General features: G+C 43.0%; 15 protein-coding genes. 1 reads left to right on the top strand and 14 read right to left on the bottom strand.

What is annotated here, in order from left to right:
* Positions 1-2,029 precede the first annotated feature (2,029 nt).
* The gene (locus C5471_RS17600; protein ID WP_133813810.1) at positions 2,030-2,209 is read right to left on the bottom strand and encodes a hypothetical protein; all 180 of its coding nucleotides are present in this window, start codon (positions 2,207-2,209) and stop codon (positions 2,030-2,032) included.
* Here C5471_RS17600 and C5471_RS24485 point away from each other — a divergent pair.
* Positions 2,193-2,537 carry a transposase gene (locus C5471_RS24485; RefSeq protein WP_242688761.1) on the top strand — a complete coding sequence of 115 codons (345 nt, stop codon included), beginning with the start codon at positions 2,193-2,195 and terminating at the stop codon, positions 2,535-2,537. The two genes, C5471_RS17600 and C5471_RS24485, sit on opposite strands and share 17 nt — an antisense overlap.
* 199 nt (positions 2,538-2,736) lie before the next feature.
* On the opposite strand, the gene C5471_RS17590 is transcribed toward C5471_RS24485, so the two are convergent.
* From C5471_RS17590 to nusA, 13 genes are all read right to left on the bottom strand, one after another.
* The gene (locus C5471_RS17590; protein WP_133813811.1) at positions 2,737-4,311 is read right to left on the bottom strand and encodes a phage tail protein; all 1,575 of its coding nucleotides are present in this window, start codon (positions 4,309-4,311) and stop codon (positions 2,737-2,739) included.
* Positions 4,312-5,325: 1,014 nt separating this feature from the next.
* Positions 5,326-6,471 carry an ABC transporter permease gene (locus C5471_RS17585; protein ID WP_133814252.1) on the bottom strand — a complete coding sequence of 382 codons (1,146 nt, stop codon included), beginning with the start codon at positions 6,469-6,471 and terminating at the stop codon, positions 5,326-5,328.
* A complete protein-coding gene (locus tag C5471_RS17580; RefSeq protein ID WP_133813812.1) occupies positions 6,471-7,616 on the bottom strand; it encodes an ABC transporter permease in 1,146 nt (381 codons plus the stop codon). The genes C5471_RS17585 and C5471_RS17580 overlap by 1 nt, the downstream gene beginning before the upstream one ends.
* A gap of 11 nt (positions 7,617-7,627) precedes the next feature.
* A complete protein-coding gene (locus tag C5471_RS17575; protein WP_133813813.1) occupies positions 7,628-8,599 on the bottom strand; it encodes an HlyD family secretion protein in 972 nt (323 codons plus the stop codon).
* Positions 8,600-8,951: 352 nt separating this feature from the next.
* Positions 8,952-10,874 (bottom strand): DEAD/DEAH family ATP-dependent RNA helicase, encoded by a 1,923-nt coding sequence (locus tag C5471_RS17570; RefSeq protein WP_133813814.1) that lies wholly within the window; start codon positions 10,872-10,874, stop codon positions 8,952-8,954.
* Positions 10,864-10,938, bottom strand: coding sequence for a protein YrbN (gene yrbN, locus C5471_RS25365; protein WP_350305794.1), 75 nt, complete (start codon positions 10,936-10,938; stop codon positions 10,864-10,866). Before yrbN ends, C5471_RS17570 begins: the two co-directional genes overlap by 11 nt.
* 107 nt (positions 10,939-11,045) lie before the next feature.
* Complete coding sequence (gene nlpI, locus C5471_RS17560; RefSeq protein ID WP_021323312.1) at positions 11,046-11,930, bottom strand: lipoprotein NlpI; 885 nt, start codon at positions 11,928-11,930, stop codon at positions 11,046-11,048.
* Positions 11,931-12,052: 122 nt separating this feature from the next.
* Complete coding sequence (gene pnp / locus C5471_RS17555; RefSeq protein ID WP_133813815.1) at positions 12,053-14,182, bottom strand: polyribonucleotide nucleotidyltransferase; 2,130 nt, start codon at positions 14,180-14,182, stop codon at positions 12,053-12,055.
* 246 nt (positions 14,183-14,428) lie between these two features.
* The gene (rpsO, locus tag C5471_RS17550; RefSeq protein WP_133813816.1) at positions 14,429-14,698 is read right to left on the bottom strand and encodes a 30S ribosomal protein S15; all 270 of its coding nucleotides are present in this window, start codon (positions 14,696-14,698) and stop codon (positions 14,429-14,431) included.
* A gap of 122 nt (positions 14,699-14,820) precedes the next feature.
* On the bottom strand, positions 14,821-15,768 hold the full coding sequence (gene truB / locus C5471_RS17545; protein ID WP_133813817.1) for a tRNA pseudouridine(55) synthase TruB: 948 nt from the start codon (positions 15,766-15,768) through the stop codon (positions 14,821-14,823).
* Between the two features lie 2 nt (positions 15,769-15,770).
* A complete protein-coding gene (gene rbfA, locus C5471_RS17540) occupies positions 15,771-16,178 on the bottom strand; it encodes a 30S ribosome-binding factor RbfA (RefSeq protein WP_133813818.1) in 408 nt (135 codons plus the stop codon).
* A gap of 65 nt (positions 16,179-16,243) precedes the next feature.
* The gene (gene infB, locus C5471_RS17535; protein WP_133813819.1) at positions 16,244-18,958 is read right to left on the bottom strand and encodes a translation initiation factor IF-2; all 2,715 of its coding nucleotides are present in this window, start codon (positions 18,956-18,958) and stop codon (positions 16,244-16,246) included.
* A gap of 24 nt (positions 18,959-18,982) precedes the next feature.
* Positions 18,983-20,491 (bottom strand): transcription termination factor NusA, encoded by a 1,509-nt coding sequence (gene nusA / locus C5471_RS17530; protein WP_133813820.1) that lies wholly within the window; start codon positions 20,489-20,491, stop codon positions 18,983-18,985.
* Between the last annotated feature and the right edge of the window lie 2 nt (positions 20,492-20,493).

Genomic DNA, 20,493 nt, shown 5'->3' with positions numbered 1-20,493 from the left:
ATTAAACGTCATTTTTTTAACTGATGATTTTAATCGGTATAAAGTTTTAACCGTTTTTTTACCCCTTTTAACGCCTGCTTTTTATTAAGTTTAATCATCATCCGCTATCATGTTTTACGTTTAACAAACCCTAAATACCTCCACTTTTTATCTTTACCAACGCTGTTTTAGCCGCATTTTTCAGAACTTAAATCCTGCCACATTAACCGTTTTATCCCTTTTTTATTACATTACTTTTAGGGTTTTATCCGTAAAACAACCATCGATAAAACGCTTTAATACCTATTCCTTTCGGATAATATTATTTTATATGTGGATTTCTTTTCAACTCTCTTTTAACGGTTAATCATTTTCGATTAAATACCATTAAATCCCCCGCTAAAAACTCGCATTTACCGAGTTAAATCCGACCTTGATAAAAAAGCCAAAAGCTTTAATTCCTTTTCACTTGCATTTTTAAATACTCATGGCAGGTTAGGTAAATGTAAAATAAATCGCGTGTAAAATTTTAATCCTTGTTTTCACCCCTTTTAACACGGGATTTTTATTACATTTAATCATCATAAAATATCATGTTTTACGTTTAATAAACCCTAAACCTCTCCACTTTTTATCTTTACCAACGCTGTTTTATCCGCCTTTTTTAGAGTTTAAATCCTGCCACATTAACTGTTTTATCCCTTTTTTATTACATTACTTTTAGAGTTTTATCCGTAAAACAACCGTCGATAAAACGCTTTAATACCTGTTCCGTTCGGATAATATTATTTTATATGTGGATTTCTTTTCAACTCTCTTTTAACAGTTAATCATTTCCGATTAAATACCATTAAATCCCCCGCTAAAAACTCGCATTTACCGAGTTAAATCCGACCTTGATAAAAAAGCCAAAAGCTTTAATACCTTTTCACTTGCATTTTTAAATACTCATGGCAGGTTAGGTAAATGTAAAATAAATCGCGCATAAAATTTTAATCCTTGTTTTCACCCCTTTTAACACGGGATTTTTATTACATTTAATCATCATAAAATATCATGTTTTACGTTTAATAAACCTTAAATCTCTCCACTTTTTATCTTTACCAACGCTGTTTTACCCACCTTTTTCAGGACTTAAATCCTGCCACATTAACTGTTTTATCCCTTTTTTATTACATTGTTTTTAAGGTTTTATCCGTAAAACAACCGTCGATAAAACGCTTTAATACCTATTCCTTTCGGATAATATTCTTTTATATGTGAATTTCTTTTCAACTCTCTTTTAACGGTTAATCATTTTCGATTAAACACCATTAAATCCGCAGCTAAAAAATTTCATTTACCGAGTTAAATCCGACCTTGATATAAAAGCCAAAAGCTTTAATGCCTTTTCACTTGAGTTTTAAAAAAATCATGGCAGGTTAGGTAAATGTAAAATAAATCGCGTGTAAAATTTTAATCCTTGTTTTCACCCCTTTTAATACGGGGTTTTTATTACATTTAATCACCATAAAATATCGTATTTTACGTTTAACACCCCCTAAACCTCTCCACTTTTTATCTTTACTAACGCTGTTTTACCCGCCTTTTTCAGCACTTAAATCCTGCCACATTAACCGTTTTATCCCTTTTTTATTGCATGGTTTTTAGAGTTTTACCCGTAAAACAACCGTCGATAAAACGCTTTAATACCTATTCCTTTCGGATAATATTCTTTTATATGTGGATTTCTTTTCAACTCTCTTTTAACGGTTAATCATTTTCGATTAAATACCATTAAATCCGCAGCTAAAAAATTTCATTTACCGAGTTAAATCCGATCTTGATAAAAAATCCAAAAGCTTTAATACCTTTTCTTTTTCTTTTTCTTTTTCTTTTTCTTTTTCTTTTTCTTTTTCTTTTTCTTTTTCTTTTTCTTTTTCTTTTTCTCTCTATTAATCCGGTTAATCGAAAAGCTTCCTAGCTTTCTTTAACGATTTATCTCACTTTTCGAAAACCTTTTTCAACCATGTAACATCTTTTACTTAAAAAAATTTTTTAATGCGATTAATCATGCTTTCAATACCTTGTGATTAATAGGATCGAATAGAAAGCAAACGTGTTTTTCAGGAACCGGAAACCTTGCATAAGCAACTTTATCCAACTGGCTGTAAACCCGGCCAGAGAGCTGATAATGAACATCAGGCTGTTTATCTTTACTTGGGCGCACGGCCTTGATAAGTGACGACATCCTTAGCCTCAGGCGTATCAATACGGATAAGCTGGCATTCGGATTCAAAATCGTACAGGGTTTGCAAGGTATAGGCCTGAAAGAAACCGCCATGCCAACAGAAGGGGAGCCACTGGCAGCAGGCCGGTTCTACCGCGAGCTGGGCTCCTCATTAGGCAAAGCGCAACGGGCAAACAAAAAATCCCGGGTGAAAGCTATCCACGCCAAAATAAAAAACCGCCGCAAAGATGCAATCCATAAATACACAAAACATGCGAAAGATAACACTATCTTTAAATCAGGAATTAGGTGCAGAATGACGGATGAAATACTCCATTGCCAATTTTAAACTTTTTGTCGGCAATTTTCATGATGAGCATGGCTATCATTTTGCCGTTTGGATGTTTGTGTCCCGATGCCAAAAGATTTGGAGAGGAACTCGAAATAGAAAAATTGTAGGAAGGAATGGAAAGTGCTGGAGCTTCTGGCTATGAGTTGCAGTAATACAGGGCTATATAGCCCTGATTACAAAGCTCTGATTGCCATTATTATGGTTTTTCAGGTACTTGCACACGAACATTGATCACTCTTCCGTCTGGAATATCGCACGGTTCACCATCATTGTAATAAACGATTTCTCCTGTTGCCGTTAGGCTTTTGACGCGCTTATTTTGAGCAAATTTCGGTGCGTCTGTGTTTTGACGATGGTAACATTCGATGGTTATATTACCGCTGGATGTGTCTACCGATTCGCAAACCCAAATAAGATTTAACCCGTTGCTGTCTGCTGGGACGACAGTTCCACCGTGAATTCCCCATGCCCCATCTTTGGCAAAACCGTTGCAGCCGCTGATACGATATTTCCCTGTATCTACACGCTTAACAGTCACTCCCTCAGCTTCGCTAGTTAACTGGTAAGTTCCGTCTGGATGAATATCTACAACTGGGCTGGCTCTTCTAAGAATGCCATTAGCGTCAGGGTGTGCATTTTTATCTGTCCAAAGTCGGCTAACTTTTGTATTTCCGCCCCCATCATTTCCGTGGATAAAGCTAATACCGGCATAGTCGTAATGCGCGACAAATCCTGCCCATATATCATGCATTCTTGTTATATAGCCGCCTGACCATGAATAGCCAATGCCATGCTCCCCGTTAAATCTGAATGCATGACCGCCCTGTGGCAATGATTTTATCCATGCTGTAAAATCAGTTATATTCGCTTGAGTCACATATTTTGGCTGGATAAATTCAGAACCTTCAGATTTTGTATATGCTCCGATATCCGCCGCAGTCGGTTTATTTTTTGTTGTGTAAATATAAGTCCAATCTTCCTCAAAACCATAACTATCACGGGCAGAGCGATAAGCGATTCCTCCATTTCTGTACTGCACTCTCAATTGAAAAGCGGGGCAACTTCCAATGCCATTATTGAAATGAGCGATATGCGAAGAATCTATTCCAGGGTTCAGCAAATCATATAACCCTGTGTTTGCGTTCCAGGGAACTTGATTATTAACAGTGTATCTTTCTGTTAATCCGAGCCTAAATGCTTCCACATCTCCAGCATTCAGAATAACATCCCCAGTCAACGCCTTGCCGTTAATTTTTCTGCTATTCGGCACGGCATTCTTGGCCAGATTCACAGTTTCCGCCAATCCGAGATTTTTCACAAACGCATTTTTATCCGGAATGTCTGCGCCATTTTGGTTTTTTGCCAATCTATTGTTAGCATTATCATTGATATCAGAAACAAGTTTCTGAGTGACTGCAAGTGAATTACTGTTGCCAGTTTTGTCTGTGAGTTGAACTATTCCTTTTTGAGTTAATGAAGCACTGGGAACTTCTGTTGCTATCTTTTGTTCTAAGGCTTTATTTAATTGATTAGTGAGTTTAACTATATTTCCATCATCAAGAACATCATTGCCAGATTGTGTCTCTATAAAATTAGCCACGACAGATGATATGGTTGATGACTGACGTAATACCTTATTTAACACATGAGTGGTAATATGCTCTGGAGGAAACCCAGTTTTTAAACTTTGCTCTTCTTCATATCTTTCTTGGCTTACTACGTTAGCATTATTGCTAATAGAAAAAGCCTTAAAATCATTCTTCGTACTCATATATTCTCCTCAAATTAAATAATGTTATTTTATAATAAATATATTGAATTATTATAAAGGCAATCCCCTTGGATTCGCGTTAATGACAGTTTAGTTCGAGGCAAAGATAATTAAATGTTCTTATAACTTAGAAGATTAACTATTTTTGTATAGTTGGTGGTAATAAATAATTTAACAATTTGCAACCAGAACTATATTAAATTATTTGTATTAAGTTATTTATATTAAATATCTGAAAATTATTTTTCCATTCCGCACACTGTTTCTTCATGAAATTTTCCATGATGATATTTATTGAACTGGTGGATTCACATGATAAGTGCAACATCGTTAATCTGGAAGTAAACAGGTTCGTATTCCTTTAAATAATTCATTCGGTGTTTTCCCACCCCGTGTTTTTCGGGGAGATTATTTAATCGATTGAAGCTGTTTTACTGGAAATTCTGAGCAGTTTTTATAAGTTATCATCCTTTGTTTTATCTTCATAAATAAACTCGTAAATAGCTTTGTAGTATACAGATACTCCTTTATGTTTTTTTCGGATAATATTTTTTGTCGCTGATTTATTTTAAGTTTTTTGTTAATGGTTAATGTCATTTAAAAAACTGCACTTATTAGTCGAATCCGCCTAGGCAATATATTTTCCAAAAGGAGCAAGATTTAATAACATTTTTAACTGGGAATAAATTTTTTCATAAACCAATTAAACCATCAAGCATAAAAATTGGTATAAAAAAACGAGACCCTGTAAATGATTTAACCGAATACGAACCAAGTTACTTACAACATTATTATGTTGAATTTGTTATAAAAAACCACGATACTTTAAATATGCCAATTTAAACTTACTTTACCCTGATTTAACCCGTTCAATCGCATTTCTTTTCTACGCTTCGATTTAATACCCGTCCAACCGTTATAACCTTTCTAACTAATTAATTCGCCAGACTTTTAACCATTGGTACCAATTTTTCGGTTAAAGATAACTCGACACCACAAGCAGAGCTTGAGCCATCACTTAAATATCCTTCGCAAATAATAGGTTATTTTCCTAAATTCACCATTACGCACCATCCCGATCAGAATCCCCAGCAGCGTATAAACCACGCCAAGGATCAGCATCATGGCGATATCTCCCAGCACATTCTGTAATGGCAACCCCATCTGGTTAACACCTGCAATCGCTTTTGTCGCCCAAGTGGATGGTAAGGCGGAAGAGATTGCCCTCACCCAATCAGGCATCGCCTGTACCGGCCAGATTGTGCCGGAAATATAGAACACCGGCGTTGTGCTAAGGGCAAGCGTCAGATAGATCATTTCCACACTGCGCATGCATTCTGTCACCAGCTTCCCCAATCCAAACACCGATAACATAAACAGGAAAGTCAGCATTAATAACAGAGGAATAGATGCTTCCTGACGGTATCCCAATACCCACGGCCAAAGAACAAAAAATATGATGGAGAGGAAAAGCCAGATGGGTAATAGCGCCGATAATGCCCCTAAATAGACGGGTAATGGTGGTTTACCTTTCGGTGTGCTGCGCATCGTAATACTGGCCCGCACACAAGATATGAGTAAAGAGTGTTGCAACAACATCACCAACAGACCAGGAAAGGTAATTGCAGCAAAGCTAACACCTGGGTTGAACAATCCAATAGTTTCACTACGAATTGGCATCAATAATAGTTTTACCTGTTCAGGACTAAAACCATATTTCAGTAGTAATTTGCTGTTATATTCACTCAGCAATTGCCGGTGGGCAGAGGTCAACTCTTGCTGAATTTGCCCATTGGCAAGACGACTCGTGGCATCTCCATAAATCGGGAAGGTGATGTTTTTTCCATTAAGGATATTTTTCTCCAGATCCGCCGGTATGATGATGATCGCGAAAATTTCACGTAATAGCAGATCGTGACGAGCATCAGCCAGATTGTCATAGCTGTGGACCGCAATTTTAGCCGTGGAATTAAGCTGACGTATCAGAGCACGACTGGCGAAGCTGTGATCCTGATCGATCACGGCAACGGGCAAATCCCATACGGTTGGCCGGACATACACTAAACTCATCAGACACAGGGAAGCCAACATCAACATCCACATGGGTTTTTCTAGCATTCCCATTAATACCCGGCGAAAAGTCTGCCAATACATCTGCATCATTCACCACCTTGTGGCAGACTAAGCCGTTTCAATAACCGGTTACGCACCAGCAGGGAGCAAACGACCGGATAGGTCAGTAACGAAGCACAAACAGATAAAATACCCAGCAAAGAAACCTCACGCAGAAAAATATCAAACATCGCATTCAAGGCATGGGTCAAAGGCTCAAGATTGGCAATTATCCGCGCCGGCAATATCATTGATAATTCAGGTACTGACATACCCGAAAAGGTCATCGCAATACTTACCAGCACCCCGATAAGGCTATAAGCTGTTAGTGCGCTATTGGTGAAAGTAAATAACAACAGGCCAACACTCTGAGCAGCAATCACATAGAAGAAACCTACTATCACCATATATATTGGATTACCATTCACTTTTGCATCAAATACCCCAATCAGCGCCGCCAACTCCACAATCAACAACAGAGTAAAAAACAAGGTATAAGGTGCCAGTTTTCCTAACAGGGCGAAGGTAAACGGTTTCATTGTCATCAGCGTACTGCTACGAGACATGCTGTAAATAGTGCAAGTCACAACAAAAAGCTGTAACAAATGGATAATAGCCGCAAACTGCTGATAATAGATGTAACTACCACTGGCGTTGAAAAGGCTGTCATAAGCAAGTGTGACATTGGCTAATGGCGGTAACTGGTGCCCCATCTCCGTTGCCAATACGGAACGGTATTTCGCATTGATTTCCGCCATGACTCCACTGAAATCCTGAATAGAATAACTTCCAGCGCCATAAAACAGTGCGTTGTAATACATACGCACTGTTGGCTGGTACCCCCGGAGGGCATCAGCCTCAAAATTATTCGGGATATAAAGCAGAGAGTAATCCTTAGCGTTGCCAAGCCGTTCAAGAGATTCATGCAATCCGCCATCATAGGATTTAATATGCGCATGAGAAGCGCCATCCAGGTTACGGATCAGACTACGTGACAACGGGCTATGATCATTATCCACTACCGAGACTGGCAGATTGAGCAACGTCCCTTCTGAAAAGTTTGCGCTGATTAACACAAACAGCATCAAAGGGAATAACCAACTTAGCCAGTGAAAAACCGGACTGCGGATCGTTGCCCGAATCTCTTGACTAAAAGCGCGCTCGAACCCACGCCATGCAACCTTGATCCTCATCAACCAGCCACCTATTTATCCCAACGCCACAAGGCGCTCATGCCAGGGCGTAAGCCTTCAACCGGCTGTAAGGGGAATAAACGAACTTCAAAGGTTCTCAGATCAAAATCACCGGTTGCACGAGTCGCGCGTTTGGTTGCGTAATCTCCCATCGGGGCGATATAACGTATTTCTGCTTCGATCTCTTTATCACCCAGCGCAGGAACACGCAGTTTGACTTTATCCCCTTTACGCACTTTCGCCAGAATGTCTTCCCGCAAGTTATAAATAAAATAAGCTTCCGGTACGCGAACTAATGTCACCAACGGGCTGTTGGCATTAAATAATTCACCAACCTCTGCCGGAATCGGACCAACTTCACCCGCCACTGGCGCTTTAACCTGCAAATCATCACGTTGGGATTGTAATTCAATCAGTTGCTGTTCAGCCTGACGTAAAGCTGCCGCATATTTCTGGCGTAGCTCAATCCTGTCACCATGTATGCCTTCATCTAACGCAGCTTTCGCTCCCTGCATTTTTTGATAGACAACGTCCCTGTCTCTGCGGGCATTATCCAGTTCATTTCGTGAAACATAGCCTTTAGACGCGATGTTCTGAATACGGTTATATTCACGTACCGCATTATCATATTCAGACTGAGCTTGTGCTAAACCCGCTTGCAGATTCCGGATACTTTCTTCACGCGTACCATGCAGAGATTGCTCTAACTGGGCTTTAGCCTGATCACGGACAGCTTCCAATGAAGCAACTTGAGCCAGTAATTCAGGGCTTTCAAGTGTGATCAAGAGCTGACCTGTTTTGACATCATCCCCCCGTTCGACGTGACGCTCGAGCACCCGGCCTTTGGCTTTGGATGCCACAATCACTTCCGGTGCATCAACTTCACCTTGCAGTAATAAATATTGGTTATGAGAACGGAATAGCACAGCCATTGCTGTGAGCAAAATAACCAGTAAGATCGTAAAAAGGGTTCTTTTTTTCATTATGTCTTACACATCCAAAATTGCTCAATCGGAAACTAATAGCATCTTCACATTATTCTATAGAAAGTTTCTTGTATATTTGTGCATATAATCACTAGCAGAAAGAATAGATCTTCATAATAGTGTAACGGTTTATGATTCTTGTCAAATATTGACCTACTTAAAATAAGCTTTTGATAATCTTGTTAGCTAATTCGGTAAACTGGTAGCCTTCGCCATCCTTCCGGAAAACTTAGTTACCAATATATGTCGAAAAACAACGAAAAGGGAGAAAGGCTATTTATGTGTACTGACAAAAAAACAGCTCCTGTAAAAAGGAGCCGTTTTATTATTTGAATATTAGTTCAGTCAATTACTGCGCGTTGCTGTTGCTATAACGGCGGCGTGGAGCAGCAGATGAACCTTGATCATCACTGCGGCCACGGAAATTGCTACGGCTTTGGCCTTCACCACTACGGCCTTCACCACCACGGCGCTCACCGCTAAAACGACGGCCACCACCGTTAAAATTTTCACGATCACGACGAGGAGCATTGCCGTTACCGTTACCATTACGTGGGCCACCACGGCGTTCGCGGCGTTCGAATGGCTGTGCATCACCCATTAACTGCATATTCATTGGCTTATTCAGAATACGAGTACGGGTAAAGTGAGACAACAAGTCGCCTGGCATACCTTTTGGCAGCTCAATTGTAGAATGAGTTGCAAACAGTTTGATGTTACCAATATAACGGCTGCTAATATCGCCTTCGTTAGCAATCGCACCAACGATATGACGGACTTCAACACCATCATCACGACCGACTTCAATACGGTACAGTTCCATTTCACCCACATCACGACGTTCACGACGAGGACGATCACCACGTTCGCCCCGATCACCACGATCATCCAAACCATTGCGACGACGATCATCACGCTCATTGAACTCACGACGAGGACGGCGAACCGGATCAGGTGGCAGAATCAATGGACGCTCACCTTGTGCCATTTTCAACAACGCCGCTGCCAGAGTTTCGATGTCCAAATCTTCCGCCGGTTGCAATTTGGATAACAGAACGCGGTACTGTTCCAGATCACTACTTTCCAACTGCTGCTGTACATTGGCAGCGAATTTTTCCAAGCGACGCTGACTCAAAAGCTCCGCATTTGGCAATTCAACTTCAGGAATAGTCAGTTTCATCGTACGTTCAACGTTACGTAACAAGCGGCGTTCACGGTTTTCTACAAACAATAACGCACGGCCCGCTCGGCCCGCACGACCAGTACGGCCAATACGGTGAACATAAGATTCCGCATCCATTGGAATATCATAGTTAACAACCAGACTGATGCGCTCAACATCCAGACCACGCGCGGCAACATCCGTCGCGATCAAAATATCCAAACGACCATCTTTCAGGCGTTCTAGTGTCTGCTCACGCAGTGCCTGGTTCATATCGCCGTTCAAGGCTGCACTGTTGTAGCCACTACGCTCCAGCGCCTCCGCCACTTCCAATGTTGCATTTTTAGTGCGCACGAAAATAATCGCAGCATCAAAATCTTCAGCTTCCAGGAAACGTACCAGCGCTTCATTTTTGCGCATACCGTGAACAGACCAGTAGCTCTGGCTGATGTCAGGACGGGTAGTTACACTTGCCTGGATACGAACTTCCTGCGGATCGTTCATGAAACGACGAGTAATGCGGCGGATAGCTTCTGGCATTGTTGCAGAGAACAGCGCAGTTTGGTGTTCAGCCGGGATCTGGCTCATGATGTTTTCAACATCTTCGATAAAGCCCATGCGCAGCATTTCGTCTGCTTCATCCAAAACCAAGCCGCTCAAGTTAGAAAGATCCAAAGTACCACGCTTCAGATGATCCAAAAGACGCCCAGGTGTACCCACAACAACTTGTGGGCCTTGACGCAAAGCACGTAGCTGAACGTCATAACGCTGCCCACCATACAGTGCAACAACATTCACGTTACGCATATGTTTAGAAAAATCTGCGCACGCTTCAGCTACCTGTACCGCCAGTTCACGGGTCGGGGCCAAAACAAGGATCTGCGGAGCTTTCAGCTCAGCATTGATATTATGTAATAAAGGCAGGCTGAATGCCGCCGTTTTACCACTGCCGGTCTGTGCCATACCCAACACGTCACGACCATTTAGTAAATGGGGAATACATTGTTGCTGGATTGGAGATGGCTTTTCATAGCCAAGATCTTCCAGTGCAGAAAGAATAGGTGCTGATAAACCTAAATCAGCAAAAGAGATTTCAGTTTCAGTGGTCATGTAATGGTGCCTCATTAGTTATGGCGGCCAGTCTACATAACGCATTGAAAAAAATTTCGGTCATTTTCATTTAAAATGTGAACTGGCTCAAAGTATGTAATTAAACGAACAAACAAGCCCTCATCGGTCAAGATGATGGACTTTGCAAATCGATCTCGAAATGTTCGTCAGCTATTGCTGGTCCGATTCTGATAGGTCGTCTTGTTCCTGGCCTAACAGCGCCAATTCCAACAATGCGTAGCGGTGCTCAACAAAGTTATGTGCATTGTTAGCTACCGTCAGCTTGAATAACGCAGATGCGCTATCCTTGTCCCCCAGACTTAGGTAATGTTTACCTAAATAGAAGTCAGTTTCACTGAGATGCTCAGCGAGCGAAGTGTTATCCGTTGCATTCTCTTTCAGGCGATCCATCAATGTATATTCACTGATTTTGCCTAAATAGAATTCAACTATATTCCAGCCCCATTGCCCCCGGTTCGCTCTTTCATAGTGTTGCGACAAGTTTACCATCGCTCCTTTAGGATAAAATTCTTTTTCCACCAGGTATAACCATAACGAACGGAAGGGATCATTTGGATCGTCTTGATAAAACGCCTGCAGATCATCCTGCGCTAACTTATACCGGCCACCGTAATACAACGCGATGCCGCGGTTCAGACGCGCGTAATTGTAAGTTGGATCAAGCTCTAATACAGAATCAAACGCTTCATAGGCGGCATCAAAATTGCCAGCCTGCGTAAAGTAAATGCCCAGATAATTAAAAATCTCTGGAATATTAGGCCGAATAGACAAGGCAATAGAAAAATCATTCCGTGCCAAGGCTCTCAGCCCGAGACTATCATACAGCACACCCCTCTCATATAAAAGCTGTGCGTACTCATCTTCTGTCAATGATCGACTCGCAAGAATCTGTTCCATACGGGCCAGAATAACTTCCTGCTGCAATGAAGGTTGTAATGGAATAGCAAAGACTTCGTTTTTACGCCAATCCTTGCTGCTGCATCCTGCCAAAATAAGTATTGCTACAGCATAACACCAGCGCAGAAAAAAATTCATTTCCTACTCCCAAAGTCAGACATTGATTAAGAATGCCCTATCACCTATTGCATTTATTGGGCCTCCTGCCCTGAGTCTATTAAACGGCGCTTTTTTACAAGACACCGTTTATGACATCAAATTTATTCTGCTGATTGTGGTGCTGGTTGTGCTTCCTCAACCACGGTGCCGGCTGTCGCTTCTTTGATGCTCAGGCGAACACGACCCTGGCGATCAATTTCCAGTACTTTAACTGATACTTCCTGACCAACCTGCAAATAGTCAGCCACTTTCTCAACGCGCTTATCAGCAATCTGAGAAATATGTACCAGACCTTCTTTACCACCACCAATAGCAACAAATGCACCGAAATCAACGATACGAGTTACCTTACCAGCGTAAATACGGCCAACTTCGATCTCTGCGGTAATTTCTTCAATACGACTGATTGCATGTTTTGCTTTTTCGCTATCAGTTGCAGCAATTTTCACGGTGCCATCATCTTCAATTTCAATGGTAGTCCCGGTTTCTTCAGTCAGTGCACGGATAACCGAACCACCTTTACCAATAACATCTTTGATCTTATCAGGGTTGATCTTGATAGTGTGAATACGTGGTGCAAATTCAGAAATATCATTACGTGGGCTGTTAATTGCCTGTTCCATCACGCTCAGGATATGCAAACGCGCACCTTTTGCCTGATTCAAAGCAACTTGCATAATTTCACGAGTGATACCTTCAATTTTGATATCCATTTGCAACGCACTGACACCTTCACAGCTGCCCGCTACTTTAAAGTCCATGTCACCCAGATGATCTTCATCACCCAAAATATCAGACAGAACAACAAAGTTATCACCTTCTTTCACCAGACCCATTGCAATACCAGCAACAGCCGCTTTAATCGGTACACCTGCATCCATCAACGCAAGAGATGCGCCACAAACAGATGCCATTGAAGATGAACCGTTAGATTCTGTAATTTCAGAAACTACACGAACTGTGTATGGGAACTCGTTAGCTTTTGGCATAACTGCCAATACACCACGTTTAGCCAAACGACCATGACCAATTTCACGACGTTTTGGTGAACCCATCATACCTGTTTCGCCAACAGAATATGGAGGGAAGTTATAGTGCAGCAAGAAGCGATCTGTACGTTCGCCCATCAGCTCATCAATGATCTGTGCATCACGTTCTGTCCCCAGAGTCGCACTAACCAGAGCCTGGGTTTCACCGCGAGTAAACAATGCAGAACCGTGAGTACGAGGCAGAACACCAGTACGTACGTCCAATGCACGGACCATATCTTTTTCACGGCCATCAATACGTGGTTCACCGCGTAAGACACGACTACGCACAACATTTTTCTCTAAGCTGCCCAAAATTTCATGGATTTCCGCTTCTTCCAAAGTTTCATCCTGCTCTAACAGCGCTGCTGTAACTTCATCTTTGATAGCATCAACCTGAGCATAACGCTCCTGTTTCTCAGTGATACGGTAAGCATCACCCAGACGCCTTTCTGCTAATTCAGCTACACGATCATGCAACGCCTGGTTAACAGATTCTGGCACCCAATCCCATTTCTCTTTGCCCGCTTCCGCAGCCAACGCATTAATGTTATCAATAACCACTTGTTGTTGATCATGGCCGAACACTACCGCACCCAGCATTTGTTCTTCAGCCAGCAGATCTGCTTCAGATTCCACCATCAAAACAGCACCGGCAGTACCTGAAACCACCAGATCCAAACGGCTGTTTTTCAGCTCATCACTGGTTGGGTTCAGCACATATTGATCATTAATATAACCAACGCGAGCAGCGCCAATCGGGCCATTGAATGGAATACCAGACAATGCCAGCGCAGCAGAAGCACCAATCATTGCAACGATATCCGGGTTAATTTGTGGATTGACAGAAACAACAGTCGCTACAATTTGAACCTCGTTCAGGAAACCTTCCGGAAACAGAGGGCGCAAAGGACGATCAATCAAACGGGCTACCAACGTTTCGCCTTCTCCTGGGCGACCTTCACGACGGAAGAAGCTGCCTGGGATACGGCCAGCGGCGTAAGTACGCTCCTGATAGTTAACAGTCAGCGGGAAGAAACCCTGACCAGCTTTTACTTTTTTCTGACCAACAACAGTGACGAATACAGCAGTGTCATCCATATTGACCATGACAGCAGCTGTGGCCTGGCGTGCCATCATACCAGTTTCGATAGTAACGGTATGTTGACCATATTGAAATTTACGAACAATCGGATTTAGCAAAATAATATCCTTTCGTTAACGTTGTCTTTTATATTCAGCAGACAACAATGAATGATCTCTTCATGCCACATCCTCGCGACTAATGACAGCTCTCACTCCTTTAAGCACTCTCATTAGCCGCGCGAACCTCTGTAACCGAAGAGCCTTACCCAAAAACCATCATCAGCATTCTTATGCTGTTACATATGATGATTTCTCAGAAGAAAAGGGGCCATATATGGCCCCTTTCCACTGAAACTTGCTTGATTAGCGACGTAAGCCAAGACGCCCAATCAGCGCAGTGTAACTTGTTACATTCTTACGCTTCAGATAGTCCAGCAATTTACGACGCTGAGAAACCATGCGCAGCAGACCACGACGGCTATGGTGATCTTTTTTGTGCTCTGAAAAATGGCCTTGCAGATGGTTAATTTGTGCGGTCAGCAGAGCAACCTGCACTTCACTAGAACCACTGTCATTCGCATCACGACCAAATTCAGCAATAATTTGCGCTTTTGCTTCAGTATTTAGAGACATATTACAACTCCAAAAATACATAAATTAAAATTACAGGTGCCGATCTCTAATTCAGCTACCCAACATATAGCTGCGCCATTCTACGCTGCAAATAAGTTAAGCGCAAGATAGCCCCAAATACCCTAATCCTGGTTTTCAACAACCAAACGGCGAGGAGCAACAAGCCCATCATCATTGATAACAGCAATGCCAATGAATTTGCGTTCATTACCCTCAGTTACACGCACTATACTCTCAATCAGAGCCAGAGATTTAGCACTTCGTACCGCCTGACCTTGTTTAAAATAAGCCGCAACTACCGGAAGTAAATTAACCTCTGGGAAATGAGCAACTGCACTATCCATGGGTAATAACAACGAATCAATTAATTCGTCCACAGGTATTTCCCGATCTTCAGCCTGCTTTTGCAATTCATATAATTGCTCAAGCGTAACCATTCGATCATTTGGATAATTTGCTACCTGTAAACGACGTAAATAAATAACATGAGCACCACAACCTAATAATTCACCTAAATCATCAATAATAGTGCGAATATAGGTTCCTTTCGAACAGTGTATTTCCAATTCCAGTTCATCATCTTCCCAGCGGATAAACTGCAATTCATAGACCGTAATTGGCCGTGCTTCCCGTTCTACTTCAATACCTTGACGAGCATACTCATACAGTGGTTTCCCCTGATGTTTCAGTGCAGAATACATTGAAGGAATTTGCATGGTATCACCGCGAAATTTAGCCAAAGCTTCATTAAGCTGAACCTGATCTAACCGGATTGCTCTTTCACTGATAATCTGCCCGTGTGAATCAGATGTGTCAGTACGCTGACCAAGGCGGGCTATCACCCGATAACGCTTATCAGAATCAAGTAAGAACTGGGAAAACTTCGTAGCTTCACCGAGACAAACCGGCAGCATACCCGTTGCCAGCGGATCCAACGCGCCAGTGTGACCAGCTTTATTGGCGTTGAAAATACGTTTTACTTTTTGCAACACATCATTAGAAGAAATATCCTGCGGCTTATCCAGTAACAACACGCCATGTATATCACGACCGCGACGACGACGCCCCATTACTACTCCTCTTTGTGATCCACAGAAGCCCGGCGCTGTTCATCATTCTTCACGACATTAGTGACCAGATTGGACATTCTCATCCCTTCGACCAGGGAATTATCATAGGAGAAAGTCAGTTCTGGTACGATACGCAAACGCATTGCCTTACCCAGCAAAGAACGAATAAAACCAGAGGCTTCATTCAATGCCTTAATACCGTTTTTCACCACATCAGAATCATGTTCTTCAGTCAACACATTCAGAAAGGTAACAAATACTTTGGCATAAGCCAAATCACGGGAAACTTCAACACCAGAAACAGTCGCCATACCGATCCGAGGATCTTTTACTTCTCTCTGTAAAATGATGGCAATCTCTTTTTGCATTTCCTGTGCAACGCGTTGAGTACGGCTGAATTCTCTTGCCATTGTTATATCTCCTGACATTTGGGGGGCATAAGCCCCCCAACAATGAAATTAACCAGCGGTAGGAATTAAGCGATAGAACGTTTAATTTCAATAATTTCAAATACTTCTATCATATCGCCGACACGAACATCGTTGTAGTTCTTAACGCCGATACCACATTCCATACCGTTACGGACTTCGTTAACGTCATCTTTAAAGCGGCGCAGGGATTCCAGTTCACCTTCGTAAATCACCACGTTATCACGCAGTACGCGAATTGGGTTATTACGCTTAATGGTCCCTTCAGTCACCATACAACCTGCAATCGCACCGAATTTCGGTGATTTAAACACATCACGAACCTCTGCCAAGCCCATGATCTGCTGTTTATATTCAGGTGACAGCATACCACTCATTGCCTGTTTAACTTCGTCAATCAGGCTATAGATAACGGAGTAATAACGCAGATCCAGGCTTTCATTTTCAACGACACGGCGTGCAGAAGCATCGGCACGAACGTTGAAACCCAGAATAATTGCATTAGAAGCAGCTGCCAATGTAGCGTCAGTTTCAGTAATACCACCTACACCAGAGCCGATGATTTTCACTTTCACTTCATTGGTAGACAGTTGTTCCAGTGCTTCACGGATTGCTTCACATGACCCTTGAACATCAGATTTCAGAACGATATTCAGTTCAGAAACTTCACCTTCTTCCATATTAGCAAACATGTTTTCCAGTTTGGATTTCTGTTGGCGAGCCAGTTTGACTTCACGGAATTTACCCTGACGATACAGAGCCACTTCACGGGCTTTCTTCTCGTCACGTACAACAGTGGCTTCATCACCAGCTGCCGGTACGTTGGACAAGCCAAGGATTTCCACTGGAATAGATGGGCCCGCAGAGAACACTTCACGCCCTAGCTCGTCACGCATTGCACGAACTCGTCCATATTCAAAGCCACAAAGTACGATATCGCCTTTGTTCAAAGTGCCTTCCTGAACCAGCACAGTCGCAACCGGACCACGACCTTTATCCAGGAACGATTCGATAACAACCCCGCTTGCCATACCAGAATAGACCGCATTCAGTTCAAGAACTTCAGCTTGCAGCAAGATTGCATCCAGCAGTTCATCAATTCCGATACCAGCTTTAGCAGATACATTGATAAACTGAGTTTCACCACCCCACTCCTCGGGCTGAACACCGTGCTGAGAAAGCTCCGTTTTCACGCGATCTGGATCGGCTTCTGGTTTATCGATTTTGTTAACTGCAACAACCACAGGAACATTGGCCGCTTTTGCGTGCTGGATAGCTTCGATAGTCTGAGGCATTACACCATCATCAGCTGCAACAACCAGAACCACGATGTCAGTCGCTTTCGCCCCGCGCGCGCGCATTGAAGTAAATGCGGCGTGTCCTGGAGTATCCAGGAAGGTAATCATGCCACTTTCAGTTTCAACATGGTAAGCACCGATATGCTGGGTAATACCGCCCGCCTCACCAGAAGCCACCTTCGTAGAACGAATGTAATCCAACAGAGAAGTTTTACCGTGGTCAACGTGACCCATGATAGTCACAACCGGCGCACGAGATTCGGCTACAGCTTCACCGGTATCACGGTCACTCATCAGCGCTTCTTCCAGTTCGTTTTCACGACGCAGGATGACTTTATGACCCATTTCTTCAGCAACCAGTTGTGCAGTTTCCTGATCAATCACTTGGTTGATGGTTGCCATTGCGCCCATTTTCATCATGGCTTTGATGACCTGAGAGCCTTTAACCGCCATCTTGTTAGCCAACTCAGCAACAGTAATCGTTTCACCAATTACAACATCACGGTTAACCGCAGCTACAGGCTTGTTGAAGCCCTGCTGTAATGTACTGGTTTTACGTTGTTTGCCTTTTGTACGGCCAACTGCACGGGCTTCTTCACGATCCGCTTTGGATTCAGAATGTTTATTATTTTTCTTCTGGCGAGTAGTTTTACTACTGCGGGTACGAGCACGACGATCACCTTCAACTTTAGCATCGTTTTCGTCTTCGGCTGCACGGGCGTGGCGAGAGGTAGTGACATGATAATCTTCATTATTATCGCTGGAATCTGAATCATTTGACCATTTATCCTGATTCTCCTCAGCCATACGGCGAGCCTCTTCAGCAACGCGTTTAGCTTCCTCTTCTACCTTACGGCGCATTTCTTCTTCGGCTTTACGCTTAAGATCAGCAGCTTCTGCTTCTCGACGCGCTTTCTCATTTTGAGCTGGTTTTTGTCTATGTTCGGTATGTTGATTGGTCACTTTTTCATTTTCCGCTGCCTGGCGCTTAGCTTTTTCAGCTGCCTCACGTTCGGCTATTTCTTCTGCCTCACGTTTAGCCTGCTCTTCAGCGAGTTTCTTCGCTGCTGCTTCGGCTTCGCGTTGCGCTTTTTCTTCTGCTTCGCGCCGTGCTTGCTCTTCCGCTTCACGCTTCGCCTGTTCTTCCGCTTTAGCCTGTTCAACTGTATCGCGGTTTACATATGTGCGCTTTTTGCGGACCTCGACGGCTACCGGTTTGCTTTTTCCATCGGTGCCTGAAACACTCAATGTACTACGTGTTTTACGCTGTAATGTTAATTTATCTGGTTTACCAGCTGAACCGCCTTGTTCGCGGTTCAAATGCGCCAGTAAAGCTTCTTTTTCTTTCTGGGAGACAAAATCAGTTTCGGTTTTTCTAATCCCTGCATCAGCAAATTGCTGTACCAGGCGATCAACCGAAGTCTGGATCTCTTCTGCCAGTGATTTTACGGTTACATCTGTCATGCTGTTCCTTCCTGCTACAGTTTATTACGCATCATCACCAAACCAACAGATATTGCGAGCAGCCATGATGAACTCTCCTGCTTGCTCATCACTCAAACCTTCAATATCCGATAGGTCGTCGATACCCTGCTCGGCAAGATCTTCCAGCGTACAGATGCCACGGGCAGCCAGGTCAAATGCCAGAGTGCGGTTCATACCAGTCAGATTTAACAACTCTTCCGTTGGTTGCTTATCACTGAGACTCTCTTTCTGAGCCAGTTCCAAAGTAGTTAAAGCCGCTTTTGCACGTTCACGCAGGACTTCGATAGTTTCCTCATCAAGGCCATCAATTTCCAGAAGCTCTTTAATTGGCACGTAAGCCAGTTCTTCCAGAGTTGAAAAACCCTCTTCGACTAGAACAGTTGCGAACTCTTCATCAATATCGAGATGCTTAGTGAATGTATTAATAGAAGCGTGAGCTTCTGCCTGATGTTTTGCTTGCAGCTCCTCAGCAGTCATGACATTTAATTCCCATTTGTCATCACCACGGTGTTTTTTCAGCAACTGCGCAGCCAGACGCACATTTTGACCATTACGGCCGATAGCCTGAGCCAAGTTGTTGCTTTCAACGGCAACATCCATCGTGCATTTGTCTTCGTCAACAACAATGGATGCAACATCAGCCGGAGCCATAGCATTAATTACGAATTGAGCTGGGTTATCATCCCACAATACGATATCAATTCGTTCGCCGCCCAGTTCACTGGAAACAGCCTGTACTCGCGCACCACGCATACCAACACAAGCACCAACTGGATCGATACGCTTATCATTAGTTTTTACTGCGATTTTAGCGCGGGAACCCGGATCACGGGCAGCAGCTTTAATCTCGATAAGCTCCTCACCAATTTCCGGAACCTCAATACGGAACAGTTCAACCAGCATTTCCGGACGGGAACGGCTGACAAACAGTTGCGCTCCTCGTGCTTCAGGGCGAACATCATACAGTACACCACGCACGCGGTCACCTGGACGGAAATTTTCCCTTGGTAACATGTCTTCGCGAAGGATAACTGCTTCAGCATTATTGCCCAGATCAAGAGTGATATTTTCACGATTCACTTTCTTAACGACACTGGTGATGATCTCACCTTGTTGTTCGCGAAACTGGTCAACAACCATGGCGCGTTCAGCTTCACGTACTTTCTGTACGATAACCTGTTTAGCAGTCTGCGTTGTAATCCGGTCGAATGTGACTGATTCAATTTGATCTTCGGTATAACTACCCAAATCAATTTCAGGCTCTTCGAATCTAGCCGCTTCCAACGTAATTTCACGAGTCGGCTGAGTCACTTCTTCAACAACTAACCAACGGCGGAAGGTGTCAAAATCGCCAGATTTACGATCTATACTGACACGAACATCAATATCTTGTTCATATTTTTTCTTGGTGGCTGTGGCCAGTGCTGTTTCCAGCGCCTCGAAGATTTTTTCGCGTGGAAGGGATTTTTCATTAGAAACCGCTTCCACAACAGCCAGAATTTCTTTATTCATCC

Origin of the sequence: Photorhabdus tasmaniensis (assembly GCF_011189505.1) — a bacterium.
Classification (GTDB): Bacteria; Pseudomonadota; Gammaproteobacteria; order Enterobacterales; family Enterobacteriaceae; genus Photorhabdus; species Photorhabdus tasmaniensis.
Note: the sequence above shows the minus strand (reverse complement) of the source record. Positions and strands in the feature narration are given on the sequence as shown.

Coding starts and splice junctions, on each gene's coding strand:
- C5471_RS17590 (WP_133813811.1), bottom strand. CDS start 4,311: ATGAGTACGAAGAATGATTTTAAGGCTTTTTCTATTAGCAATAATGCT.
- nusA (WP_133813820.1), bottom strand. CDS start 20,491: ATGAATAAAGAAATTCTGGCTGTTGTGGAAGCGGTTTCTAATGAAAAA.
- rbfA (WP_133813818.1), bottom strand. CDS start 16,178: ATGGCAAGAGAATTCAGCCGTACTCAACGCGTTGCACAGGAAATGCAA.
- C5471_RS17600 (WP_133813810.1), bottom strand. CDS start 2,209: ATGTCGTCACTTATCAAGGCCGTGCGCCCAAGTAAAGATAAACAGCCT.
- C5471_RS17580 (WP_133813812.1), bottom strand. CDS start 7,616: ATGAGGATCAAGGTTGCATGGCGTGGGTTCGAGCGCGCTTTTAGTCAA.
- nlpI (WP_021323312.1), bottom strand. CDS start 11,930: ATGAATTTTTTTCTGCGCTGGTGTTATGCTGTAGCAATACTTATTTTG.
- C5471_RS17575 (WP_133813813.1), bottom strand. CDS start 8,599: ATGAAAAAAAGAACCCTTTTTACGATCTTACTGGTTATTTTGCTCACA.
- rpsO (WP_133813816.1), bottom strand. CDS start 14,698: ATGTCTCTAAATACTGAAGCAAAAGCGCAAATTATTGCTGAATTTGGT.
- infB (WP_133813819.1), bottom strand. CDS start 18,958: ATGACAGATGTAACCGTAAAATCACTGGCAGAAGAGATCCAGACTTCG.
- C5471_RS17570 (WP_133813814.1), bottom strand. CDS start 10,874: ATGACCACTGAAACTGAAATCTCTTTTGCTGATTTAGGTTTATCAGCA.
- C5471_RS17585 (WP_133814252.1), bottom strand. CDS start 6,471: ATGCAGATGTATTGGCAGACTTTTCGCCGGGTATTAATGGGAATGCTA.
- truB (WP_133813817.1), bottom strand. CDS start 15,768: ATGGGGCGTCGTCGTCGCGGTCGTGATATACATGGCGTGTTGTTACTG.